This window comes from Oceanobacillus timonensis (genome assembly GCF_900166635.1).
Taxonomy (GTDB): Bacteria; Bacillota; Bacilli; order Bacillales; family Amphibacillaceae; genus Oceanobacillus; species Oceanobacillus timonensis.
Window position 1 is genome coordinate 1 of sequence record NZ_LT800497.1, and the last position, 24,499, is coordinate 24,499.

The window sequence follows — 24,499 nt, forward strand, 5'->3', positions numbered from 1 at the left end:
ATCCTTAGAAAGGAGGTGATCCAGCCGCACCTTCCGATACGGCTACCTTGTTACGACTTCACCCCAATCATTCGTCCCACCTTCGGCGGCTGGCTCTTAAAAAGGTTACCCCACCGACTTCGGGTGTTACGAACTCTCGTGGTGTGACGGGCGGTGTGTACAAGACCCGGGAACGTATTCACCGCGGCATGCTGATCCGCGATTACTAGCGATTCCGGCTTCATGCAGGCGAGTTGCAGCCTGCAATCCGAACTGAGAACGGTTTTCTGGGATTTGCTAAAACGTCACCGCTTCGCTTCCCTTTGTTCCGTCCATTGTAGCACGTGTGTAGCCCAGGTCATAAGGGGCATGATGATTTGACGTCATCCCCACCTTCCTCCGGTTTGTCACCGGCAGTCACCTTAGAGTGCCCAACTAAATGCTGGCAACTAAGATTAAGGGTTGCGCTCGTTGCGGGACTTAACCCAACATCTCACGACACGAGCTGACGACAACCATGCACCACCTGTCACTTTGTCCCCGAAGGGAAAACTCTATCTCTAGAGCGGTCAAAGGATGTCAAGACCTGGTAAGGTTCTTCGCGTTGCTTCGAATTAAACCACATGCTCCACCGCTTGTGCGGGTCCCCGTCAATTCTTTTGAGTTTCAGCCTTGCGGCCGTACTCCCCAGGCGGAGTGCTTAATGCGTTAACTTCAGCACTAAGGGGCGGAAACCCCCTAACACCTAGCACTCATCGTTTACGGCGTGGACTACCAGGGTATCTAATCCTGTTCGCTCCCCACGCTTTCGCTCCTCAGCGTCAGTTACAGACCAGAGAGTCGCCTTCGCCACTGGTGTTCCTCCACATCTCTACGCATTTCACCGCTACACGTGGAATTCCACTCTCCTCTTCTGCACTCAAGTCCTCCAGTTTCCAATGCACGTTTGCAGTTGAGCTGCAAGATTTCACATCAGACTTAAAAAACCGCCTGCGAGCGCTTTACGCCCAATAATTCCGGACAACGCTTGCCACCTACGTATTACCGCGGCTGCTGGCACGTAGTTAGCCGTGGCTTTCTGGTCGGGTACCGTCAAGGTACGATCAGTTACTATCGTACTTGTTCTTCCCCGACAACAGAGTTTTACGATCCGAAAACCTTCATCACTCACGCGGCGTTGCTCCGTCAGACTTTCGTCCATTGCGGAAGATTCCCTACTGCTGCCTCCCGTAGGAGTCTGGGCCGTGTCTCAGTCCCAGTGTGGCCGATCACCCTCTCAGGTCGGCTACGCATCGTCGCCTTGGTAAGCCATTACCTTACCAACTAGCTAATGCGCCGCAGGCCCATCTGTAAGTGACAGCAAAAGCCGTCTTTTAACTCCTCATCAGGTGATGGGAAGTGTTATCCGGTATTAGCTCGCGTTTCCGCGAGTTATCCCAGTCTTACAGGCAGGTTGCCTACGTGTTACTCACCCGTCCGCCGCTCGTTCCACGAACTTCCCTCCGAAGAGTTCCGTTCGCTTCCCGCGCTCGACTTGCATGTATTAGGCACGCCGCCAGCGTTCGTCCTGAGCCAAGATCAAACTCTCCATAAAAGTGTTTGAAACGTTAGCTTTCAGAAGTCAACTTCTGACTTATTTTTTAAGAAAAACGAGGTTGTCTTTCTTCTTTCGTACTGGTTGTTTTGTTCAGTTTTCAAAGAGCAATTTGTATGTCGTCGTCTCAAATCGGCGACTTTATTAATATATCATATCTGAAATTCTTTGTCAACAACTTTTTTTAATTTATTTTATTGTTAACTTGTCGAATCGTTTGTATGATGCGCATTGCGTTATGCAACGATAATAAATTTATCATGATTCCAAACGGAAAGCAAGCATTTTTTAAAATAAAATTACATAAGGTAAATATTTCTATAATTCATTTTATTGAAGCAGCTTTACAAAACCTTTACAAACCAGTTTTTATAAAGATTTCCAGGCTTTCTCATCCTTATACACACAAAAGCGCCGACTGATGATTTCTCTTTAGCCGGCGCTTTTTATACTATCTCACATTATACAATAATGTATTAACGATCTTTCATTTGCGGGAATAATAATACATCCCGGATGGACGGAGAATTCGTTAACAGCATTACCAGGCGGTCTACTCCAATTCCTAATCCGCCAGTTGGAGGCATACCATATTCTAATGCTTCCAGGAAATCTTCATCCATATAATGTGCTTCATCATTTCCTTGATCTCTTTCTTTTACTTGTGCTTCAAAACGCTGACGCTGGTCAATCGGATCATTCAATTCACTAAAGGCATTCGCGTGCTCTCTTCCTACAATAAATAACTCGAAACGATCTGTAAAACGCTCATCCTCTTTATTCTTTTTAGCAAGAGGAGATATCTCTACAGGGTGTCCGAATATAAATGTCGGTTGAATCAGTGTTTCTTCTACCTTCTGCTCAAAAAATTCATTTACAATATGACCAAATGTCATTGCATCTGTAATTTCAACGTTATGTTCTTTTGCTAAATCACGCGCTTCTTCATCAGATAGGTGCTGCCAAAAGTCTACACCTGTCTCTTGTTTGATGGCGTCAACAATATGCATCCTTGTCCATTGAGGTTCCATATTTACTTCGTGATCACCATATTGAATCGTTGTTTTTCCGAATACTTCTTTTGCAATATGTGCAATCAGACTTTCTGTAAGGTCCATAATATCATGGTAGTCTGCGTATGCCTCGTATAACTCAATCATTGTAAATTCAGGATTATGCCTTGTTGATACCCCTTCATTACGGAATACACGGCCAATTTCATACACTTTTTCTAATCCGCCGACAATAAGACGTTTTAAGTGTAATTCAATCGCAATACGCATATACAATTCTCTGTCCAGCGCATTATGATGGGTAATAAACGGACGTGCAGACGCTCCGCCAGGGATACTATGCAGCATTGGTGTTTCTACTTCCAAATACCCTTGAGCGTTTAAATATTCCCGCATGGATTGAATAATTTTACTACGAGCCACAAATGTATCTCTGCTTTCCGGATTTGTAATTAAATCCAGGTAACGTTGACGATAACGTTGCTCAATATCTTTTAATCCATGATACTTTTCTGGTAAAGGACGCAAGGATTTTGTTAATAAATGAAATTCCTTTGCTTTAACAGATAGTTCTCCGACCTTTGTTTTAAACATAACACCAGTAACACCAACAATGTCACCTAAGTCTGCTGATTTAAATACCTCATACGCTTCTTCACCAATAGCATCTTTACGGACATACAATTGGATCTGGCCGCTTACATCCTGCATATGCGCAAATCCGGCTTTTCCTTTTCCGCGCTTTGTCATCAAGCGTCCGGCAACGGTTACCTCATCTGTCATTTCTTCCAACTCTTCTTTGGAAAACGAATCGTACTTTTCAATTAAATCTTTTGATAAATGCGAGCGTTCGAATTTCCCGCCAAATGGATCCAATCCTTTTTCAATATACTCTGTTAGCTTATCGCGTCTTACCTGCATATGGTCATTTAATTCTTCTGACACTTCTACCACTCCACTTCCAAATAATTAATAAACGATTTCCTGACCAGATTATTAAAACAGTAACTGCTTTATCTTTACGAAGACGAACCTCCGCTGCTTTTTATATCTCTTCCTTCCAAAACCGGACATCTGCTTGATCCTGCTCTGGAAGTTCTTTTAAATAATCTTCTGCTGACTTCCCATGTACAGGTATAATAAAAGCTGGGGCAATTTCCGCCAGCGGAATCAATACAAAGGCCCGTTCGTGCATGCGAGGATGCGGTATAATCAATCTTTCTACTTTACTATTTTCATCATTAAATGTCAAAATGTCAAGGTCAATGGTTCGTGGTCCAAATCGGATATTGCGTTTTCTTCCGAGTTCCTTTTCAATCTGCTGACAAACATCTAGCAAATCCATGGATAACAAACTTGTTTGCAGCTCTATTACCATGTTTAAAAAGTCTGCCTGATCCTGATACCCAACCGGAGCCGTTTCATATACAGAGGACTTTTTTTGAATTGTTATCTCCTTGTTTGCTTCTAATAAGTCTAATGCCTGCTTTACATACGTCTCTCTTGGTTCAATATTTGTACCGAGTGCGATAAATGCTTGATTCATACTGTTCTCTCCCTATAAATTTCTACAGATACCGAATCATAATGACCTGGAATCGGCGGATCTGGTTTTGTCACAAGAACAGAACATGCTTCCAGTGACCCAAAAGAAGCAAAAAGCTCCTCTGCAATTGTCTCTGCCACTGCTTCTATCAGATGAAAGCGTCTATTTTCCACAATGTGCTTGATTTTTTCATATGCTTCTCCATAATGTATTGAATCCTCCATCGCATCTGATTTACCCGCTTTTTCGAGCGGCAGATAAAGGGTGGCGTCCACATTAAAACGTTGTCCCAATGTGTTTTCTTCCGGCAAAAGCCCATGGTAACCATAAAACTGCATCTGTTTTAAAATAATTTTGTCCATTGCTGCCCTTCCTTCCTGCTAAAACATATTCTATTCTATCTAAATGTTATCTATAGCTTTGTCCGGTGAATTGCATCTGCTACTTTTGCCGCTTCCAGGTTTGTTTTCACATCATGGACACGGACGATTTGCGCACCTTTAGCAATCCCTATGACTGTTGTTGCTGCTGTTCCAATATCTCTTTCAGCTGCCGGCGCATCTAAAATATCACCGATGAATCTTTTTCGAGATGTCGCCAGAAGCAGCGGATATCCAAATGCTTTCAGCTCTTGCAGTTCTTTAACCATATACTGATTCTGTTCCATTGTTTTTGCAAAGCCGATACCCGGGTCAAGAATAATCTGATCATCCTCTACACCAGCTTTTTTTGCAATGGAAATACTTTCTTGTAAATCTGCTTTCACATTCGTTATAAAGTCACCGTAGTCCATATCTGTCCGATTATGCATCAGAATAATCGGCACCTGGTAACGTGCAGCAATCTCTGCAATTTCAGGCTCCTTTTTCGCGCCCCAGATGTCATTTATCATTGAAGCGCCAGCTTTAACAGCTTGTTCCGCTACAGTTGCTTTAAACGTGTCTACGGATATAGGTATCTGTAAAGAATCTTTTAAACCCTCTATAACCGGAATAATTCTCTGGATCTCTTCTTCCGCACTTACAGGAGTATGGCCCGGACGAGTGGATTCTCCCCCAATATCAATAATATCCGCTCCTTCTTCCTCCATTTTCTTCGCTCCAGCAATTGCCTTTTCAATATCTGTATATTGTCCACCATCCGAGAAGGAATCCGGGGTGACATTTAATATTCCCATCATATGTGTCCGCTTATTTAAATCTAATTGAAATTTTTTTGCATGCATCACTCTTTTTTCCGCCTCTTTCCTATTAAAAATACATCTATTCTACATCCTACCTTAAGAAGTCACAGAAAAAAAGCGCTGGTTAAAAAAAGGAATATAAAAAAAGAAACCAGCCATCTTTAGCTGATTTCTTTCCGTTCTTTTTTATTCATCGTCCTCAAATTGGTAAAGTGCTGTAGAAAGGTAACGTTCCCCATTATCAGGCAGGATTGCAAGAACTTTCTTGCCTTTACCTAAATCTTTCGCTACCTTCACTGCTGCTGCAACTGCTGCCCCGGAAGAAATACCTCCCAAAATCCCATTTGTTGTAGCCACTTTACGTGCTGCTTCAAAGGATTCTTCGTTACCAATCGGAAGAACGCCATCATAAATAGCTGTGTCCAGTACTTGCGGCGTAAAGCCTGCCCCAATTCCCTGGATTTTATGCGGGCCAGGATTTCCTCCTGAAAGTACAGGTGAATCCTCTGGCTCTACAGCATAAATTTTTACATCATCGTAATGTTTTTTAAGTACTTTCCCTGCACCTGTGATTGTTCCGCCTGTTCCGATTCCGGAAATAAAAGCATCCAATCCATCCGGCATCTGTTCAACAATTTCTTTCCCTGTTGTTTTTTCATGAATGTCCGGGTTTGCAGGATTGTTAAATTGCTGTGGCATAAAATAACCATTTTCTTTTTGTAATTCACCAGCTTTCGAAATCGCGCCCTTCATGCCTTCAGCTCCTGGCGTTAAAACCAATTTCGCTCCATAAGCTTTTAATAAATTACGACGTTCCTTACTCATTGTATCCGGCATAACAAGAATTGTCTGATACCCTTTTGCCGTTGCAACCATCGCTAAACCAATACCAGTATTACCGCTGGTTGGTTCAATAATAGTGTCACCAGGCTTTAAGTCTCCTGATTCTTCCGCAGCTTCAACCATTGCTGCTGCAATACGGTCTTTTACCGAACTTCCCGGGTTCATAAATTCTAACTTTACATATACATCTGCACTATTCTCATCCGTAATATTACGGAGCTTTACAATAGGTGTTCCACCAATTAAACCTGAAATATTATCTACGACTGTCATATAACCCCTCCTAAAACCAAGTATTTTTATAAGATTTATATATAATGTATTTCTTTATGGGTAAAATGTCAATCCTAAAGCCGAAAAAAACGCCTATTTTTCTATTCCACAAAATCAGATGTTTATAACATCTGATTTTGTTTATGCAAAAAGTAATCCTTTGTACTTTTTATCTGTATTACATGATTGCTGTTTATATTCTTTCCTTATGATTGTTTGAGTTCTTCTAATTCTTGTTCTGTAAAAGTATAATGCTCATTACAGAAATGGCAGGTTGCTTCTGCCCCGTGATCTTCATCAATCATTTGCTGTATTTCATCATCACCTAATCCAATAATAGCATTGGCCAGTCTCTCTTTGGAACATTTACATTGAAATTCAATAGGCATTTTCTCTAATATATTTACATTATCTTCATCAAACAAAGAATATAAGATTTCTTCAGGTGACTTTCCTTCCCGGATAAGGGTAGAAATAGCAGGGAAAGATTGTATACGGTCTTCTAACCGTTCAATAACCGCTTCGTCTGCTCCAGGCATTACTTGTACAATAAAACCGCCTGCAGCTAAAATACTCAAATCCGGGTTCACAAGTACTCCTGCACCTACTGCTGATGGAACCTGCTCAGAAGTTGCGAAATAATACGTGAAATCCTCTCCTATTTCACCGGAAACAATCGGCGTTTCCCCCGTGAAATAGTCTTTCATCCCCAAATCCTTGATAACGCTGATATTTCCTTCTGTTCCTACTGCTTTGGCCACATCCAGCTTACCAATTTCATTCAAATCAAAATCGACATGTGGATTGGTCAGATATCCACGTACATGACCTTTTGCATTCCCATCTGCAATAATTGGTCCGACCGGTCCATCCCCCATTACTTTTACTGTAACCGTGTCGTCCCCTTTCAACATTGCTCCCATCATGGCCGTCACGGTGATTGTTCGGCCAAGTGCAGCGGAGGCTGTTGCCCATGTGTCCTGTCTTCTGCGGGCTTCTTCTACAGTATCTGTCGATGTAATCGCATATGCGCGGATCATATCGTTATACGTTGTTGCTTTGATTAAATAATCCTTCACAATCATCAATCCTCCATTTTCATTTCATGTAATAAACAGGCTTCTGACACATCCATCAGCTTTTATACTTGTTATAAATAAGGTGCAGCCCATTTAACGTTAAATAGGATTCAACAGCATCTATCGTTTCCGACTCATGCGCAATCAATTTTGACAAACCTCCTGTAGCAATAACAGTAGGATTTGTCCCTTTTTCCTGTTTCATTCGTTTTACCAGTCCGTCAATCTGTCCAATATAGCCATAGAACACACCGGATGTCATTGCCTCGACAGTAGAAGAACCAATCACATGCTGCGGTTTTTGAATCTCAATTTTTGGAAGCTTCGAAGCCCTTGTATTTAAGGCCTCCATCGAAATATTCACACCGGGAGTAATAATTCCACCAGCGTACCTCGCTTCTTCATCTATATAGCAATATGTTGTCGCTGTACCAAAATCAATAATAATTAAAGGCGCCCCGTATTTTTCGATACCTGCTATGGCATTAACAATCCGGTCCGCTCCAACCTCAGATGGGTTGGGATAATTCATTTTTAACAGTCTGTCATAAGACGTTTTCCCAATCACTACCGCCTCGATATTAAAATAATCCCGGCTCATTTTTTCTAAAGCAAACATAATTGGCGGTACAACAGAAGAGATAATAACGCCTTTAATATCTTCAAACTGTATCCCTTTATATTCAAATAAAGAATGAATAAGCATGCCAAATTCATCTTCCGTCTTATAGCGGTCTGTTTTTATACGCCAATGATGCATCAATTGATCATTATCAAAAACACCCAGAACAGTATTGGTATTCCCTACATCAAGCACAAATAACATCTATCATCATACCTTCCTTCGTTTCTTTGGAAAACCTGGTATTTATTAAAGGAACCTTGAAAGCACATTTTCCTCTCTTCAAATCCCGCTTTACTTTGGAATTAAACTTTTTGCCGCATGTTTTATTAAAAACCGGGGCCCGGATTATCAAATACATCATCCTTTTTCCCATTGTAATCAGGCCTGTCATTAGAAAGGTTGAACGGACCTTTGCCACATGGAATCGGGATTTTTCTTGCTTCCCGGCTTGTCATATAACATACTTTTTTCCCGGAAAAACAAAAGCGTGGATACTGCGAAAAAAAGAAGCAGCCTTTCTATTCCCTGGCTGCTCCTTTTATATAGCTTTTCCAAATGCTTAGTTTTTACGATCTGAATCTGGATTTGAATCTGAATCTTCCTTGTTATTTTCATCGGAATCAGATGTATCTTGTTCATCAGAATCGTTATTCATAATCGGATCATTGATGTAAGCGTCGGATTTCTTTTCCGCTTTTTCTTTTGCTTCTTCAAAAGAGAGACCTTTTTTATCGTCGTCATCATCTTCTTTAGATTGAATACTTACCTTCAAATCATCCGAATCTTCTTCCGGTTCTGGAAGTGTTCCATTGTCAAACAGGGACTTAATTTGTTTTGCATCTAATGTTTCCACTTCTAATAATGTCTGTGCAAGCAATTCCAGCTGCTCTTTATGCTCTGTTAGAATTGTTTTGGCACGATCATAACAATAGTTAATGAAATTCTGCATTTCCTGGTCAATATCTTGTGCAATGGCATCGGAATAGGTTTGTTCATTCTGAATGTCACGGCCAAGGAATACATTTCCGCCGCCGCCACTGCTGAATTGAAGCGGGCCAATCTTATCACTCATACCAAACTCGGTAATCATTTTATGCGCAATGCTTGTTGCACGCTGAAAATCATTGGAAGCGCCTGTACTTACTTCGCCAAACATGATTTCTTCCGCAACACGTCCACCAAGTAAACCAGTGATTTTATCAAATAGCTCCGGCTTTGTCATGAAGTAACGATCTTCTCTTGGAAGCATGACAGCATACCCGCCTGCCTGGCCACGAGGAACAATCGTAACTTTGTGAACTACGTCCGCATCATCAAGCACCATACCGATAATGGTATGACCACTTTCATGGTGGGCAACAATATTTCTTTCTTTTTCAGAAATTACCCTGCTTTTCTTCGCTGGTCCCGCAATAACACGGTCAATTGCTTCGTCAATGTCCAGCTGGCTGATTTTACTGCGGTCAGCTCTTGCTGCAACTAATGCCGCTTCGTTAAGCAAGTTCTCTAAGTCTGCACCAGAGAATCCAGGTGTACGCATAGCAATTGTTCTTAAATCAACAGAATCTTCCATTGGTTTATTTCTTGCATGTACGCCAAGAACAGCTTCACGTCCTTTTACATCCGGACGGTCTACCATGATTTGTCTGTCAAAACGTCCTGGACGCAGTAAGGCAGGGTCAAGAATGTCAGCACGGTTTGTTGCAGCGATCATAATAATTCCTTCATTCGCTCCAAATCCGTCCATTTCAACCAACAGTTGGTTTAATGTTTGCTCACGTTCATCATGTCCACCGCCAAGACCGGCTCCACGCTGACGGCCAACGGCATCAATCTCATCAATAAAGATGATACATGGTGCGTTTTTCTTCGCGTTTTCAAACAAATCACGTACACGGGATGCACCGACCCCGACAAACATCTCTACGAAGTCTGAACCACTGATGGAGAAGAATGGTGTTCCTGCTTCACCAGCTACTGCTTTCGCTAATAATGTTTTACCTGTTCCTGGAGGTCCGACAAGAAGGACACCTTTTGGAATACGTGCACCCACTTGCGAGAATTTACGCGGATCTTTTAAGAATTCCACAACCTCAACAAGTTCTTGTTTTTCTTCGTCAGCACCCGCGACATCTTTAAAGCGGACTTTTTTCTTATCTTCAGAGTACATTTTTGCTTTACTCTTACCGAAATTCATAACACGGCCGCCGCCACCGCCGCCTTGTGCCTGACTAAGAATAAATAGTAAGAATAGACCAATCAATAGGAATGGAATAATTCCAGTTAAGAATGTAAGCCAAGGGCTTGGCTGTTCTTCTTCTTCAACCGTCAACTCACTTTGACTGCTTGCTGTCTCTGTAATTTGCGAAACAAGTTCATCGTTATCCGGTACTTGAGCCACAAATTCCGTATCATCATCCATTAACGTACCTGTTAAACGAATGATTCCATGTGATGGCTGAAAGGTCAGTTCCTGAATCTCACCATTATTTAAAGCATTCATAAATTGCTGTACATCATACTGCTCCTGATCTTCGCTTGGATTATTAAATACTCCAATTACACCAATAATGATAATAAACAAGAGTATCCAAACAAAGACCTTGCGAAATATCTGATTCATTGCTTACCTCCTCCCAAATGGGGAAAAACTATAGTAAATCGTATCATAGTAAATTCGCTTTATACAAATAATTTAACCATTTTTGACGAATTATTTTTTTAGGGTGTTTCAGAAGCTCCAAAAAGCAATTGTCTTCTGTCAACCCACGTTTTTATGAAATAAAATATTGCAAAATGCTCATGGATGCCCTCCGGACTATTTTATCAAATTTACACGCTATTCACGAAAAGAAAAAACTGTCTTTTTCTGCAACGCCATTTACAGCGTGTCCATCTCCCCAGAGGCTGCTTTATTGTCACTTTTCTTATCATCCACCGTAAACTTCTGGTTTGAGAACGCCGATGTAAGAAAGATTTCGATATTTTTCGGCATAATCTAAACCATAGCCGACAACAAATTCATCCGGAACTTCAAAACCAATTAAATCAGCTTTGATATTCGCTGTTCTCCCGGCTGGTTTATCAAGAAGTGTGACGATCTTGATTGAATTTGCCTTGCGATATTTAAACAAGTCCACTAAGTAACTTAAAGTAAGCCCGCTGTCGATGATATCCTCCACAATGATAATATCGCGTCCTTCGACTTTTGTATTCAAATCTTTAATAATTTTTACTTCCCCAGTGGAAGATGTACCGCCATCATAACTGGACACATCCATAAAATCCATTTCTAAATGTGTTTCTGTGCGGCGGAGAATATCAGACATAAATGGCAATGCGCCTTTTAACACACCAATTGCCAAAGGAAACCTGCCCTCATATTCTTCGGTTAATATAGCGCCAAGTTCCTTACACTTGTTCTGAATTTCTTCCTCGCTGACTAAAATTTTTTCAATCCCGTGATGAATTGTTCCTTGCACCATTTTTTCTCCTCCTAATTTCGAATCGGGCTAAACGTTAGCTTCACATGCATTCCTTTACCATTTTGTGCAATCTCCGCTTTTTTTACACCGGCAATCCAAAGAATGTCCCCTTTATCATCCGTAATAATCGGCCAATTATCCCGTAGATTTTTTGGTATTTTGGCATCTATAAAAATATCCTTCAGCTTTTTTGACCCATTTAATCCTCTTACAGACATACGATCTCCTGCTTTTCTTACTCGGATATGTAGTGGTAATGAAACAGAATCTAACGGAAAAATAAAAGTAGCTTCATCCTCTTTCGGGGCTTCTTTCACCATGATTGCCTCGACCTTGGTTCCATCTGAAAGCTGTACTTCGCCTGGAACTGTCAATTGGAAAGAATGAGCCGGCTTCGTGGATGGTTGATGGCCAAATTGCAGATATATTTGCCCATATGTATTTGTCATACGGAGCCTTAAAGGAAAATCCATACTCAAGCTTCCATTCCGGCGCCTTAACAGGTCAAAAAAGTTTACTTCGTGGATATAAGATAGGTCTTTAGGTAAGGTTCCATACAGATAATTTAATATTAGATGAAAGGCACGTCTTTGTAAAGCCTGAGGAAACTCTGAAAAAGCTTCTGCAGCAAAACAAACTTCCCGCTTCTTCCCGCGAAATTCCACCACTTTTTCCACCATTTCTTTTGCCTGCTCCTGCAAATAGTTTTCATCCTGAGATAATGTCTCACTAAGCGTCTGAATCGTCTCTGCAATATTTGGATTTTTCTCTTTCAGTAACGGAACAATATTTTTACGATAATAATTTCTCGTATACGAATCATCTGTATTCGTTTTATCTGTCCGGTAACGCAATAGATACTTCTCCAAATACGTAAGGATGCTATGTTTTGTCGTACCTAATAAAGGACGGATGATTTCACCGCCAGCGAAATGACGCCGCACAGGAATTCCCTTGAGCGCATTCGAAGCTGCTATTCTTACCATCCGCATCATCATCGTTTCAATTTGATCATCCGCATGATGGCCAAGAGCCAAAACATCTGCTTGTTTTTCGCGCATCAGCTCCTCATACACACTGTAACGTAATTCACGCGCAGCAACCTCTTCACTGACACCCATTTTTTTTTGGTATTGCCTGACATCTACTGTTTTTACAACGCAAGGAATATTCCACTCCCGGCAGATGTCCGTCACAAAACGGCAATCGGCTCTCGAATCTTCACGTAATTGATGGTCTATCGTTACAGCCGCCAAGTCCAATCCCCACTCAGACTGTCGTTTGTGCAGGAAATGTAAGAGTGCAATCGAATCCGGTCCTCCTGAAACGCCGATAAGAACGGTAGCATGTTGTGGAATTAATTGATGCTTTTCAATAAAAGCACATACTTCCTTCTCCATCACATTCTTCCTCCATCCAGATTTCCTGCCTGTCTTACGGTCATTCTTAATTAGAAAAATCCTTATTTTGTCTACGCTTCTATCATACTCTTTTTTCAGAGACGGTTCAAAAAAGAGGGCGTTAAAACCAAGTATCTTTTTTGATGTCAGGGTAACAGCATAGAAATAATCCAAAAAACCGAAGCCACGACAGAAATACTAAATGATTCTTTGACAGGATAACGCTTCTTGCGCTGCGTCTTTTGACGATATTGACTGCGCTTATTTTGCACCTGTTTGATCTTACCAATAACATCCTTTTTCATTTCACCTGCTGTCGTATACTTTCCTTTTAATGCTTTTTTCAGAACAGGATACAGTACTTGTAAATCTCTTGCACGATATAACTTTTTCTCCAGCAGCTTTTCAGAAGACTCTCCTGCCATACGATCAAACCGCCGTGGATAGTAAATATGCAGAAATACCATCGCAACCGCAAATAAATCATACCCCGGCTCCGCTTTACGCGTCCCCAGCCCCCAATATCCACGGTCGAAAAAAGCGGTATACTCTTTTATCGAACGCCCCATTCTCGTTGTACCGCCTACATCCACCAAACGGATTCTCGGCGGATTCGATTCTACAAGAATATTATCCGTTTTTAAGTCTCCAAAGATCCAGCCAGCCTGATGAAGCTGTTCTAAATCTTCCAGCAGCTGCATCATCAAAGGTCCCAGCCACTTTTTTCCTTTCAACTGAATAAAGTCACCTAACGTTTGCCCCTCCATATATTCCATGACATAAAATGAATATACGCTTCCGTTTGGTGCTGTCCAATCATCCACATCCAATAAAGAAGGCCCAAGGCGATATCCTTGAACCTTTTTCAACGCTTTGAGCACATTAACTTCTACCGTTACAGCTGTATCCTGTTCACTTACTTTCAGGGCAACAGGATGCCCCTGGTACGTGCAGAGATACACGCTGCCAACCGCACCTTCACCAATTTTCCGAATAATGGTGTACGTTTTTTGATGCCACTTTCCGGTTACCTTCTGCTGGGCATGTAAACTAATAGCCGGTTTCTTCCACGTCGAATGGTTCCTCATCCGAATTCCTCCGTAGCTGCTTTTTGCTAAATTGGTACATCGCTGCACGTAATGCTGGCCCGGTCGGCGTTATTCCGCCGCTTGTTAATTTGGGAAAGACTTTTGAAATCCCATCCAGTCTCGGCGCCCAATCAAGCACAAGCTCAATATCACTCCGTCTTCCTGGAAACCGGTAAATGCAAAAACGGTTTTTCCCGACACGAGCATTTAAACTCATGGATAAATCAAATAGAGCTTCTTTCACCGTTTCTAAGTTATCACGCATACTTGCGCTGCTGTCAACAAGGACAACTACCTCGAGATCACTGGTCTCGCCTAAATCTTCAACGACTTCCATAATTTCACCGCGCTTATCAGGCTCCAATTCCTCCATGGACTGCCCTTTTCCTAAAATACTGCGCAGCTCTTTATTAACAAATCCCTGCAGTGTTTGCGTCATTGCCTGTTGTGTTACCATCTGTACCGTTTGAGATAAGCGCTCACTATAGACAATCTGGCTAATCCCGCCACCGGATACTGCAATATCCTCTACTTCCTCGAGGCCTTCCGGATGTTCTGTCTGATCGTCATCTAAAATACCAATGACATTTACCGTAATCCCTTGCTGATGCGCTAAATTAGCTACGATTGCAGGGTCCTCACCTTTGTTGGAGCAACCATCTGTTAACAGCAAAATTTGTTTTAATGTTCCCGCCTTCATTTCATTTATACCTCCTCAACTTCCATTACCATCATCACCAAATTGCGTTTTGTATATACATCTATTTGATGATTTCATAACGAGAAGGGTATAAACTTATCATCCGGTATCAATCTGCTGCACTACATCATCACCACCTTTCCTTTGTGGACAGGTACATTCGCCCATTTTGGTGTGTTTTTCTTTACTTTGGTAACCAATACCGTCATATCATCATGAATCTCACCCGACCGGGTCCGGATCACCTCTTCCAATAATAAATCAGCAATTTCCTGTGGATTTTCCGTATCCATTTCTTTAACCTTCCGCTTTATCCAAATATCGATATTTTCTACATTTTTCGGCCCATCAAAAATACCATCACTCATCATAATTAATAAATCATCCGGCTTTAATTGCTCACTGACAATATCAACATCAAACTCTTTTATAATTCCCATTGGCAAATTACTTGCCTCTATTTTTATCATGTTGTTCCCCCTGCGGACAAAGCTTGGTGTCGAGCCAATCTTTAAAAACTCGGCAGACGCATTATGCAAATCAACAACGGCTAAATCAAGCGTTGCAAACATCTCATCTGTCGTACGTAAGGCAAGGATCGAATTAATCGTTTTAATGGCAACTTTTTCCCGTATTCCCGTCTGTAAAATTTGCTGCAGTAAGCGTAATGTCTCTGTACTTTCCTCTTTTGCGCGCTTTCCATTCCCCATGCCATCACTGATAGCCATGGCAACTTTTCCAGCGCCCAGTTCAATCGTTGTAAAACTATCACCGGATACAATTCCTCCTCCTTTTGCTGCATTTGCCGCCCCTGTTTCTACTGTGAAATCCCTGGCTGAACTAAAGACAAAGTGACTGTAACCATAAGGAAAGGCAGAAATATCTTCGTTCTTGACAACAATCATTTCATCGAGCAGTTCGGAAAGAATGGGCGCAATCAATTTTTCCGCTTCCCCATGGTATTCATAAAAACTTGTTGTCAATTCAATATCTACATTCCCTTTTTCCAAATGGTAGATATCTAGACGAACCAGTTCAATACCCATCTCTTTAAGGGCATGAACAATTTGCGACTCCTGCAATTCATGATGCTGCCGTTCTTTTAATATTTCTTTAGCAAAGTCATTCATCACGTCAGATACTCCCTGGAGCTGATCGGAAACTAAGCGCTTACTTTCTGTCACCTGTTGCCTAAGCTGCTGATTGGCCTCATAAAAGCTCATTTCCGAATGCATGGCCTCCATCACCTGACGCGGCTTCACACAATGATTTTCAAACTGCTTCACGATATTCCGGTGCGGTTCCTCTCCGGCAGTTATATTCTCTTTCATCGCCTCCATCAGCGAATAGGTTTTATCAAAATCCTTCTGCCAGCATTTACTCTTTAAAAAACACCCTTGGCATGTTTTTTCCGTCACCTGACTTAAAAAGTAATCGGTATCCCGCTTCTCCTCCCATTTTTCATCACTCATCGTCCGGTCTGTCACCGCAAAGCTTTTGGACAGCGCCTCGAAGACACTTGAAAATTGTTCCACACGTTTGGCTGTAACATTACGGACCTTTTGCGAATACTGCTCCTGCTCATTGGTATATGCTTCTGTTCCCGGAATATAACGGGCAATCTGTTCAAACCAGGACGCAGGTGTTAACAAAAATAAAACAACGGCCATCAGGGATTCCGTTAACGATGGTAATAGTGCCACACTTTCTCCATATACACCAATCAGGCCTGTCCCAATTAAGAGCCCCACCGCCGTCCCCGGCTTCTTGCCTTCCTTCAATAATCCACCAAGCACCCCTGAAAAAGCCAATAAGCTCATTTGATAAAGATTGGCAACGTTGGCCAGTGATAAAATCATCCCTGCCACAACCCCCACTGTCGATCCGATTGCCGCTCCACCAATAAATGCAAACACTAAGACAAAGTATCTGGAAAAAACCTGCTCTAAGGACGCACCGTATACCTCCCAGCCGATGAACCCGGTTAATACCGAAGCAATAAGAATAATCAAACAGACGATTTCTTCACTTTTCAGCGCAGGTTTATAACGTTTTGGTGATAATAACGGAATGCTTTGCATAAATATAAGTACAAGAATAGCTCCAAGTATTCCTTCAACTGCTAACATCATCCACTCAAAGGATGATATCGGACCTTGAATAGAATATAGAAACATTCTCGGCAGACTCGTCGCCAAAAAGACAGTAACAGGCAGCATCCATTGCTGGTTTTTGATAGACTTTACTGCTGCCGATATAAAGATAAATAAGATAAAAGCAAGAAAAATATAAACCACATGCTGCATTGAATAGGTGACAGCCCCTAAAATCACGGCAATCATCGACCGGAATGATTTTTCCCGGTGGACAAGCCACATGCTGGCAATGAACGCTACTGCAAACGGAGAGACGGTCTGTAAAATCACAGCTCGTCCTAATAAGAAACCGGTAATATAAAATAACCAGCCTTGCGCGATTAAAATATGATTCACCTTTGACGTAATCTGCTCTCTCCATTTTTTCTTTTTTCCTGCTTTCTCGATTGCAATGCTTCCTGACTCCACCCTTGGAATTGAACCTATCATTTTATCCACTCCTATCTTTCCAACTAGTAAAACACAAGCCGCTTTCTTTTTTTGTCAAAAAAACATAGTCATTTCAAAAAATCGTTCGACGTAATTTTGGTCCGTTAACATTGTTTTTGCAAAAAGGGTGTGGGTGAAAACATCCACCTGTTTCCAACTGTAATACAGGGGGATCATGCTTTTTCTATTATAAATTGCGACTTATTTTCGTTTTTTCCACTTCGCAGCTTTTTAGATATTCTTACAGCATTTGTAGAAAAAATGATTGGAAAAGCGGTTCTTTTTCATGCACTCGACAAGATGAGAGACCTTTTTGAATCCTTTTAACGAAAAACAGCAGGCTTTTTAACATAAAAATATAAAAAGAAAGTATTGACACTTTATATAGTCTGTTGTATGATTTTTCTTGTCGGTTTTTACATGGCGGTGTAGCTCAGCTGGCGAGAGCGTACGGTTCATACCCGTGAGGTCGGGGGTTCGATCCCCTCCGCCGCTATCTTACATACGAAAAAAGCTCATTTCCAATTTTGGAAATGAGCTTTTTTTGCGAGCGGCACAAAAGAAGCAGGAACCCACGTCCCTGCTTTTTTATCTATCATAGAGCATTATTCATAGACAGCAACTGCTATCCTCTTCTTGCACCCCGTCCACCACGCTTTGATTCGGTATGCTTTTTCAAAGAGGCTAAGCGATCCTCGGAATCCTTAAGGAAACGATTCATTTTGGACTCGAAGTTCTCTGTGCGTTCTTTTTGACTCTTTTGACGTACTTTCGGGCGGTCTTTCGCCTTTCTAATGGACAGGCCTATTTTGCCATCCTTTTCAACATTAATAACTTTAACGGTTACTTCATCACCTACCGTTAAATGTTCATTAATATCTTTTACATAATTGTCAGCAACCTCACTAATGTGAACGAGACCTGTTTTTCCTTCTTCCAACTCCACAAAAGCTCCAAAATTAGTGATTCCGGTTACTTTTCCTTGCAGCTTGCTGCCTACTTCAATTGACATAAAAGAAATGCTCCTCCTTAAAAGATTAAATGTTCTTCAATATATAGTATATTAATCAAAATAAAAAGTGTCAATATGATGGGTCTTCATCTGGTAATTTAAATATTAATTCTCCCTCATTGGAAAAGAAATAATTCGTTCTGGCAATTTCAAGAACATACTCTTCATCTTGCAAATTCTCAATTTCATTATTTAAATCCGTCTCTTCCTGATTTAAATCTGCAAGTTGCTGCTCCAACTGTTCGTACTCTTCCAACTTATCTGCTTTCAAAGCCCGCTGATTAAAATGGTAAATAGACATACTTCCCACAATCAAAGCTACGACGATTGCATACAGTATCAGCCTTCTGGTAAGGCGCTGTTTTTTTCTGTTCTGTCTCTCTATGTACGCATCGTACTGGTGCACGGATTTAGATGGAAGCTTGGTTACTTTCTTTTTTCTTTCCTCCACAGCTTTTACCTCCTTCAATAAGACTGCATCCAGGGTGTGTTTAAAAAGTCCAATAAATACATCCTTTTTAGTCTTCTTTTTTAAACACGTATTTATCAATTATATTCTTCATTTTACTATAAAATCCTGCTATGTGCAGAAAGAAATTTTGAACAGATGAAGGACAAAGCTGAAAAATCCCTTTTCCTGCCCATCGGAAAGGAGTAAATAAAAACAGGCACAACCATGCCATTGTTTTGAAAACGCCAAACAGGATTGTTTTTATCATACGATAGAACGTCAACAATATCCACCGCAAAGGGGAAATAAGCAGTAAATTGATTAATCTTTCTATACCCCGGTAAATCATTTTAAAAACCTGAATAACATATTCTAATAACTTTTTGTATGCAGGCTTTGCCAAAGCCTGATAAACAGAAAAACCAAGGAGACATGCTAATACAATATAGACTCTGAGCTCTCCTTGGTTCACTTGGTATAATATATAAAATAAAATGCCAGCCTGCGTCATCCAAAAAAATATTTCTAAAAAATAAGTTAAAAATAGCCGCCCCTTCCAATATATTGTGAAGCGACGGAAGGTTTCTTGAATAACGCCTAAATAAAACCCACTTAAAATCATCGTGAGAAGTGTTAAAAATTGGGTGGATAATGTCATCGGAATATCTTGCTAAAGAACCCTTTAGCTTTCTCCTGCTGTTGATCATCTACATAGGAAAGCTCATATATTTTTCCTTTAATGGAGACAACGCCTTCTGTTACATCTAAATTTTTCAATTGCAAATTCTGTCCGCGAATAATTAAATATCCCATGACCGTTTCTAAAAGGAATGCTTCATTATCAAAACTGTCCACTTCTTTAACGCCAGTAATTTCAAGGTTTTTTCGTTTGTCTACTTTTACCGTATGTTCTGGTTCCGTATGATTTCTTACATCTCTATTCTCATAATAATTCATATAAAAACCCTCCCTGTCATGAATAGTTTATGACGGGAGGGACAAGTATAGAACTAGATTTCTACTGCTCTAATTTCTCTTCTTTCACAATGGTGTATAATGTGTCTGTTTCCTCTTTACGGACATTTTCCCGCAAGGAGTTTACTTTTAACGTAACCCGCTTTTGTCCAAACCGAATCACGAGCTCATCCCCTTCAGAAAGGACAGTGGAAGCTTTCGCCTGATTCCCGTTCACGGTAATTCTTCCTTGCTCTGCAACTTCTTTTGCCATGGTACGGCGTTTAATGATGCGAGATATTTTTAAAAATTTATCTAGTCTCATCTTCCTTCTCCTCTCATAACTTTGCTTTTTTCGCTTCTTCCCAGTAAGCATCCATTTCCTGCAGAGAAACGGTTTGTGGTGTTTGATTGTTTTCCAGCAGTTTTTTCTCTATATATTGAAACCTGCTGCTGAATTTTCGATTAGCACGTTCCAATGCGACCTCAGGATGTACTTTATAGTATCTGGAAATATTCGCTAAGACAAATAATACATCTCCCAGTTCTTCTTCTACATCCGTCTTATCTTTTTCCTGAACTGCTTCGATGACTTCCTCTATTTCTTCCTTCAATTTATCCCAGACCTCTCCGACATGCTCCCATTCAAATCCGACACGACCTGCTTTTGAGGTGAGCTTATATGCCTTGGTCAACGCAGGCAGATAAGTCGGGACACCATCCAGCACCGATTCCCTGTCTTTTCCCTTTTCCTGTTTTTTAAGCTCTTCCCAGTTTTCCAGCACAGCTTCCTCTGTATCTGCTACAGCGGACTGGAATACATGCGGATGACGATAAATCATTTTATCAGAAATCGACTGAATCACATCATCTATCGTGAAGTAACCATTGTCCTCGCCGATTTGACTATGCAATAAAACATGCATCAGCAAATCGCCAAGCTCCTCAACAATATGGTCATCGTCTTCCTCATCAATGGCTTCAATCAGCTCATAGACCTCTTCAATTGTATGATAACGCAACGATTCATGGGTCTGCTTCTTATCCCAGGGACAGCCGTCCGGTCCGCGCAACACTGCCATTACCTCCCGTAAAAAAGGGAATGTATGATGCAGATTTTTTTCAGGAACCGGCGGAATGTAAAGTGTGGTTAAATTACTAATTTCCATCCTGTGATCCAATTCCTCTAATGGGATTTTTTTAATCTTTTCGGCACTGCTCCCAGCTGCATCCACGATATAAATGTCATAATCAGGCGGCAAGTCTTCTAATAGAGTCAGTTTGACCTCGGATGCAATAAAGGCATCATATACTTGGCACACAAATAAATGTTGCTGTAATTGCAGTTGACTGCGTTGGAAGTCTGTCCCATCCACAAATTGAAAGCCCTCAATCGGATCAATCTGCATCGCTGTAAATAAGTCATCCAAATAGCTTTGCCCACCAGCAATCGATATGTCCACTTCTTGTTGCTCTAACAGAAGCTGTACCGTTTTTTCTGCGAGCATTGGGTGACCAGGAACGGCGTAAACCAGCGGTTCATCACTTGTTTTCGCCGTTCCTATCAATTTTTCGGTAATACGTTCATACACTTTTTCAAACTGTGCTTCCTCTTCGTAAAGATGATCAAAGGAAGTAAAAGAAACCCCTTCCGCTTCCAGCTCCTGAACAACTGGATGATCGGATGTTCTTGCATAAATGGGTTGTTTTATTTGCTTTAATTTTCGATATATCCCGAGCGGCAGCTGTTCCAAATCTCCTGCGCCCAGTCCGATAACCTCTATTTGCTTCAAGGCTTTTTCCTCCCTTTATAAATACGTAATAAGTACACTGATTTGGGTAAAATACGAATCTGTGCTTCGGTCAATCCACCAGTTTTCAACAATACAAACAAAAACAGGACGGCTCCTAATATGGAAATAAACAGCACATATATAAGCAAGAGCCATCTTATGTCCATCACCAAACCGGAAAAGACAGCTTGCATGATTAAAAGATAGACAACCATGACCGCACTTGCAATCGTTAAGCTTTTCCATGATACAGAACGGAATAACAGCATATTTGGCAGCTTCCGATAAAGCTCTATAACTACCAGTAATAATAACACGGTAAGACTGACAACGGTTGCGATGCTTGCTCCATGCATGCCATAAAGCGGAATAAGAATCAGATTACTGCATACCTTTACGATAAATGAAATGCCGATAAATACAGCCGTGCGCACAATCATCCCTAAACTTTGCAGAATCGAGGCACCAATAATAGAGACAGTAGACATCGCCATCGCAACGATTAATAATCTTAACGCACTCGTTCCTTGTATATTTTTATAAAGTAATTGATTCACCTCAGGGAATATAATAAATAATCCGATAACAGCCCCGACCGCAATAAATATGCCAATATGCAGCGCTGTTTGAATATAGTTCATCACTTGTGTTCTTTGTTCTTTTAGCTTCTGATAACTGATAGCCGGTATAATCGCTAAAGCAATCGATGAACCAATAATGGTTACAACCTGAATCAACGGTTGTCCCCGGTCAAACACACCCTTCATTTCTTTCGCAGCAATTTCTCCTGTCCCCTCCGCGATTAATGTCGGAACAAATGTGAAGGCATCTGCTAACTGCATTAACAAAAGCGTCATATGATTCATCGCAGCAGCTATTCCGAATAACAGCAACGTTTTCATATACTTTTTCCATGGGACAACTTCTCCCTGGGAAGGAACTTGTGTGACTGCTTGTGCGTCATTGCGATGCTGATAGTAGTAAAATAACAGAATAGCAAGCGCACTGAAACTTCCCAACAAGGACGCAAGCACTGCGGTCGTTCCAATCGCATATATTTGAAAAATACCCTGACTGACCAGCCAGGCCCCTGCAACAATCGTACCGACACGGATAAACTGTTCACCAATTTGTGAAAGCGCAGTAGGAGCCATTTCATACCTTCCCTGCTGTATGCCGCGAAATAACGCCAGAACAGGAACGATAAGAAATAATACGGCGGTCAGCTGATATAACCCTGTAAAACGCGCATCACCAGCCAAATGAGCTAATAAAGGCGCCGTAAAATAGATGATTGCTATAAGCAGGATGTGAAAGCCTCCAAGTATAAGAAGAATTGGACGATAAAATCCTTCCCAAGACAACGTTTTTCCTTTTTCTATTTCCGTTGCTGTTAACGAAGAAATGGCGGAGGGAAATCCATACAATGCCAGCATCATCGCAATACCTAACAATGGATAGAGCTGCTGATACATATAAAATCCGATATCTCCAGTTAAGTTTTGCAAGACAATGCGATAAACAGCACTAAATATTTTACTTATCAAACCGGCGATACTCAGTAATAGCGCACCTTTAATCAGCCGGCTTGTTTCGTTATCTGACATGACGTATTTTTCCTTTTCCAAATAAATTTCTCTTAAGTATATCATATCAAGGAGAAGCATACGTTATCATTTAGTGCTGTTTGCTTTTCCTATCGATATATAATAAAAAGAAGCCTATGCTCTAGATTGGAGGTAACCCAGAGAAAGCTTCTTCTTGCAATCTTATTCTAACATACTGTTCCTATTCCATTTGTTTTGCCAGGAAAACAGAAGCTGTTTCTGCTGCTTTCTGCTCTACTTTGTTCAACTTATCATCCCCGGAAAAAATCATTACGCAACCAATTGGATCTCCATTGGCAATAATCGGATGAATCGTATAAGAGTGCAGCTCTTGTTCCTTTCCATCTACAATTTCTACTTGCGTTTTATCTCCTTCGTAAACAGGGGAACGTCCTTCAATAATATCTGTAATACGACTGCTGAGCGGCTTATTTAAATATTCTTTTTTGGACTCTCCCGCAATAGCAATGATTTCATCCCTATCTGTAATAACGATTGGTGCTTGTAAAGATTGAAATAATGCCTCCGCATATTCTTTCGCAAAATGGCCCAGCTCACTAATTGGTGAATATTTTTTTAAAATGACCTCTCCTTCTCGATCGACAAAAATTTCGAGGGGATCTCCTTCACGAATCCGTAACGTTCTTCTGATTTCTTTCGGTACCACTACTCTTCCTAAATCGTCGATACGACGTACTATTCCAGTTGCTTTCATCTAAGTATCCTCCCTTTCTAAGTGACGATTCCGACTTACATAGACAACTTTTCATCACCGATTGTTGTTATAGTATGAATCAACCAGAAATAACTATACATGCCAAATGAAATTTTTGTAATTTTATTGGGGGACGAGTCTTTATTTGCCTTTAAAGAAAACCATTACATTTCTACTTGGTACCTAAACATTACTCCTGTGCGAATTCTTCTTCATCAAATTTTACGCTTTCTTCCTGTCTCAACTATTGCACTAAGAATAAGTATACAAACCTTGCTGTTCCAAGATAAACACGACCGCTATTATCATGCTTGCTTTCCGTTAAATCATCCTTTTATTTTTTGAACAGGATAGGCTGTATAGCAACCGCTCCGGCCAAACACTACGTTTTCCGCCACAGCGGTCGCCTTACACCTTACCTTCTCATCTTTATCAACAGCTTTATGGAAGAAACAATCAACCCCTGTTCCGATGGAAAGGAAGTTACTTTTTAAAAGGGGGAAAGTCGAGTTCATACATTAAAAAAGCTGCTCTCTTACAGAAAGAAAGCAGCTTTTCACTGGTTCAGCCCTAT

General features: G+C 41.0%; 21 protein-coding genes, 1 tRNA gene and 1 rRNA gene. 1 reads left to right on the forward strand and 22 read right to left on the reverse strand.

All coding sequences use genetic code 11. From position 1 onward, the window contains the following. Positions 1 to 8: 8 nt before the first annotated feature. The 14 genes from B7E05_RS00470 to spoIIE form a co-directional block, all read right to left on the reverse strand. Positions 9 to 1,573 (reverse strand): 16S ribosomal RNA (locus tag B7E05_RS00470). 476 nt (positions 1,574 to 2,049) lie between these two features. Beyond that, on the reverse strand, positions 2,050 to 3,531 hold the full coding sequence (gene lysS, locus B7E05_RS00475) for a lysine--tRNA ligase (protein ID WP_080871793.1): 1,482 nt from the start codon (positions 3,529 to 3,531) through the stop codon (positions 2,050 to 2,052). A 100-nt stretch (positions 3,532 to 3,631) separates the two neighbouring features. Next, the gene (gene folK, locus B7E05_RS00480; protein WP_080871794.1) at positions 3,632 to 4,132 is read right to left on the reverse strand and encodes a 2-amino-4-hydroxy-6-hydroxymethyldihydropteridine diphosphokinase; all 501 of its coding nucleotides are present in this window, start codon (positions 4,130 to 4,132) and stop codon (positions 3,632 to 3,634) included. After that, positions 4,129 to 4,494 (reverse strand): dihydroneopterin aldolase, encoded by a 366-nt coding sequence (folB, locus tag B7E05_RS00485; RefSeq protein WP_080871795.1) that lies wholly within the window; start codon positions 4,492 to 4,494, stop codon positions 4,129 to 4,131. The genes folK and folB overlap by 4 nt, the downstream gene beginning before the upstream one ends. 50 nt (positions 4,495 to 4,544) lie before the next feature. Further along, positions 4,545 to 5,357 (reverse strand): dihydropteroate synthase, encoded by an 813-nt coding sequence (gene folP, locus B7E05_RS00490; RefSeq protein ID WP_080876169.1) that lies wholly within the window; start codon positions 5,355 to 5,357, stop codon positions 4,545 to 4,547. A 144-nt stretch (positions 5,358 to 5,501) separates the two neighbouring features. Continuing rightward, positions 5,502 to 6,431 carry a cysteine synthase A gene (gene cysK / locus B7E05_RS00495; protein ID WP_080871796.1) on the reverse strand — a complete coding sequence of 310 codons (930 nt, stop codon included), beginning with the start codon at positions 6,429 to 6,431 and terminating at the stop codon, positions 5,502 to 5,504. A 206-nt stretch (positions 6,432 to 6,637) separates the two neighbouring features. Continuing rightward, complete coding sequence (gene hslO, locus B7E05_RS00500; RefSeq protein WP_080876170.1) at positions 6,638 to 7,510, reverse strand: Hsp33 family molecular chaperone HslO; 873 nt, start codon at positions 7,508 to 7,510, stop codon at positions 6,638 to 6,640. Positions 7,511 to 7,565: 55 nt separating this feature from the next. Then, the gene (locus B7E05_RS00505; RefSeq protein ID WP_080871797.1) at positions 7,566 to 8,336 is read right to left on the reverse strand and encodes a type III pantothenate kinase; all 771 of its coding nucleotides are present in this window, start codon (positions 8,334 to 8,336) and stop codon (positions 7,566 to 7,568) included. A gap of 358 nt (positions 8,337 to 8,694) precedes the next feature. Beyond that, complete coding sequence (gene ftsH, locus B7E05_RS00515; RefSeq protein ID WP_080871799.1) at positions 8,695 to 10,758, reverse strand: ATP-dependent zinc metalloprotease FtsH; 2,064 nt, start codon at positions 10,756 to 10,758, stop codon at positions 8,695 to 8,697. 307 nt (positions 10,759 to 11,065) lie between these two features. Further along, positions 11,066 to 11,620 carry a hypoxanthine phosphoribosyltransferase gene (gene hpt / locus B7E05_RS00520; RefSeq protein WP_080871800.1) on the reverse strand — a complete coding sequence of 185 codons (555 nt, stop codon included), beginning with the start codon at positions 11,618 to 11,620 and terminating at the stop codon, positions 11,066 to 11,068. Between the two features lie 11 nt (positions 11,621 to 11,631). Continuing rightward, complete coding sequence (gene tilS / locus B7E05_RS00525) at positions 11,632 to 13,020, reverse strand: tRNA lysidine(34) synthetase TilS (protein WP_080871801.1); 1,389 nt, start codon at positions 13,018 to 13,020, stop codon at positions 11,632 to 11,634. Between the two features lie 146 nt (positions 13,021 to 13,166). Continuing rightward, entirely contained in the window at positions 13,167 to 14,108 is a 942-nt protein-coding gene (locus B7E05_RS00530) for a serine/threonine protein kinase (protein WP_080871802.1), read from the reverse strand. Next, entirely contained in the window at positions 14,071 to 14,808 is a 738-nt protein-coding gene (locus B7E05_RS00535; protein WP_080871803.1) for a vWA domain-containing protein, read from the reverse strand. Before B7E05_RS00535 ends, B7E05_RS00530 begins: the two co-directional genes overlap by 38 nt. A 122-nt stretch (positions 14,809 to 14,930) precedes the next feature. Continuing rightward, the gene (spoIIE, locus tag B7E05_RS00540; RefSeq protein WP_080871804.1) at positions 14,931 to 17,393 is read right to left on the reverse strand and encodes a stage II sporulation protein E; all 2,463 of its coding nucleotides are present in this window, start codon (positions 17,391 to 17,393) and stop codon (positions 14,931 to 14,933) included. Between the two features lie 422 nt (positions 17,394 to 17,815). Between spoIIE and B7E05_RS00545 the strand changes: the two genes are divergently transcribed. Further along, positions 17,816 to 17,889 (forward strand) — tRNA-Met (locus B7E05_RS00545). A gap of 129 nt (positions 17,890 to 18,018) precedes the next feature. Here B7E05_RS00545 and B7E05_RS00550 read toward each other — a convergent pair. The 8 genes from B7E05_RS00550 to spoVT all read right to left on the reverse strand — a co-directional run bounded on the left by B7E05_RS00550 (position 18,019) and on the right by spoVT (position 23,925). Continuing rightward, a complete protein-coding gene (locus tag B7E05_RS00550; RefSeq protein WP_080871805.1) occupies positions 18,019 to 18,405 on the reverse strand; it encodes a S1 domain-containing RNA-binding protein in 387 nt (128 codons plus the stop codon). 70 nt (positions 18,406 to 18,475) lie between these two features. Further along, the gene (locus B7E05_RS00555) at positions 18,476 to 18,856 is read right to left on the reverse strand and encodes an FtsB family cell division protein (RefSeq protein ID WP_080871806.1); all 381 of its coding nucleotides are present in this window, start codon (positions 18,854 to 18,856) and stop codon (positions 18,476 to 18,478) included. A 67-nt stretch (positions 18,857 to 18,923) separates the two neighbouring features. Continuing rightward, the gene (yabQ, locus tag B7E05_RS00560) at positions 18,924 to 19,514 is read right to left on the reverse strand and encodes a spore cortex biosynthesis protein YabQ (protein WP_080871807.1); all 591 of its coding nucleotides are present in this window, start codon (positions 19,512 to 19,514) and stop codon (positions 18,924 to 18,926) included. After that, positions 19,511 to 19,813: a sporulation protein YabP gene (gene yabP / locus B7E05_RS00565; RefSeq protein ID WP_040977629.1), complete on the reverse strand. Its 303-nt coding sequence runs from the start codon at positions 19,811 to 19,813 to the stop codon at positions 19,511 to 19,513. The genes yabQ and yabP overlap by 4 nt, the downstream gene beginning before the upstream one ends. A 61-nt stretch (positions 19,814 to 19,874) precedes the next feature. After that, entirely contained in the window at positions 19,875 to 20,135 is a 261-nt protein-coding gene (locus B7E05_RS00570; RefSeq protein ID WP_080871808.1) for an RNA-binding S4 domain-containing protein, read from the reverse strand. Positions 20,136 to 20,148: 13 nt separating this feature from the next. Then, on the reverse strand, positions 20,149 to 21,603 hold the full coding sequence (gene yabN / locus B7E05_RS00575) for a bifunctional methyltransferase/pyrophosphohydrolase YabN (RefSeq protein WP_080871809.1): 1,455 nt from the start codon (positions 21,601 to 21,603) through the stop codon (positions 20,149 to 20,151). Next, positions 21,600 to 23,210, reverse strand: coding sequence for a putative polysaccharide biosynthesis protein (locus B7E05_RS00580; protein ID WP_080871810.1), 1,611 nt, complete (start codon positions 23,208 to 23,210; stop codon positions 21,600 to 21,602). The genes yabN and B7E05_RS00580 overlap by 4 nt, the downstream gene beginning before the upstream one ends. Positions 23,211 to 23,391: 181 nt before the next feature. Continuing rightward, positions 23,392 to 23,925, reverse strand: coding sequence for a stage V sporulation protein T (gene spoVT, locus B7E05_RS00585; RefSeq protein WP_080871811.1), 534 nt, complete (start codon positions 23,923 to 23,925; stop codon positions 23,392 to 23,394). Between the last annotated feature and the right edge of the window lie 574 nt (positions 23,926 to 24,499).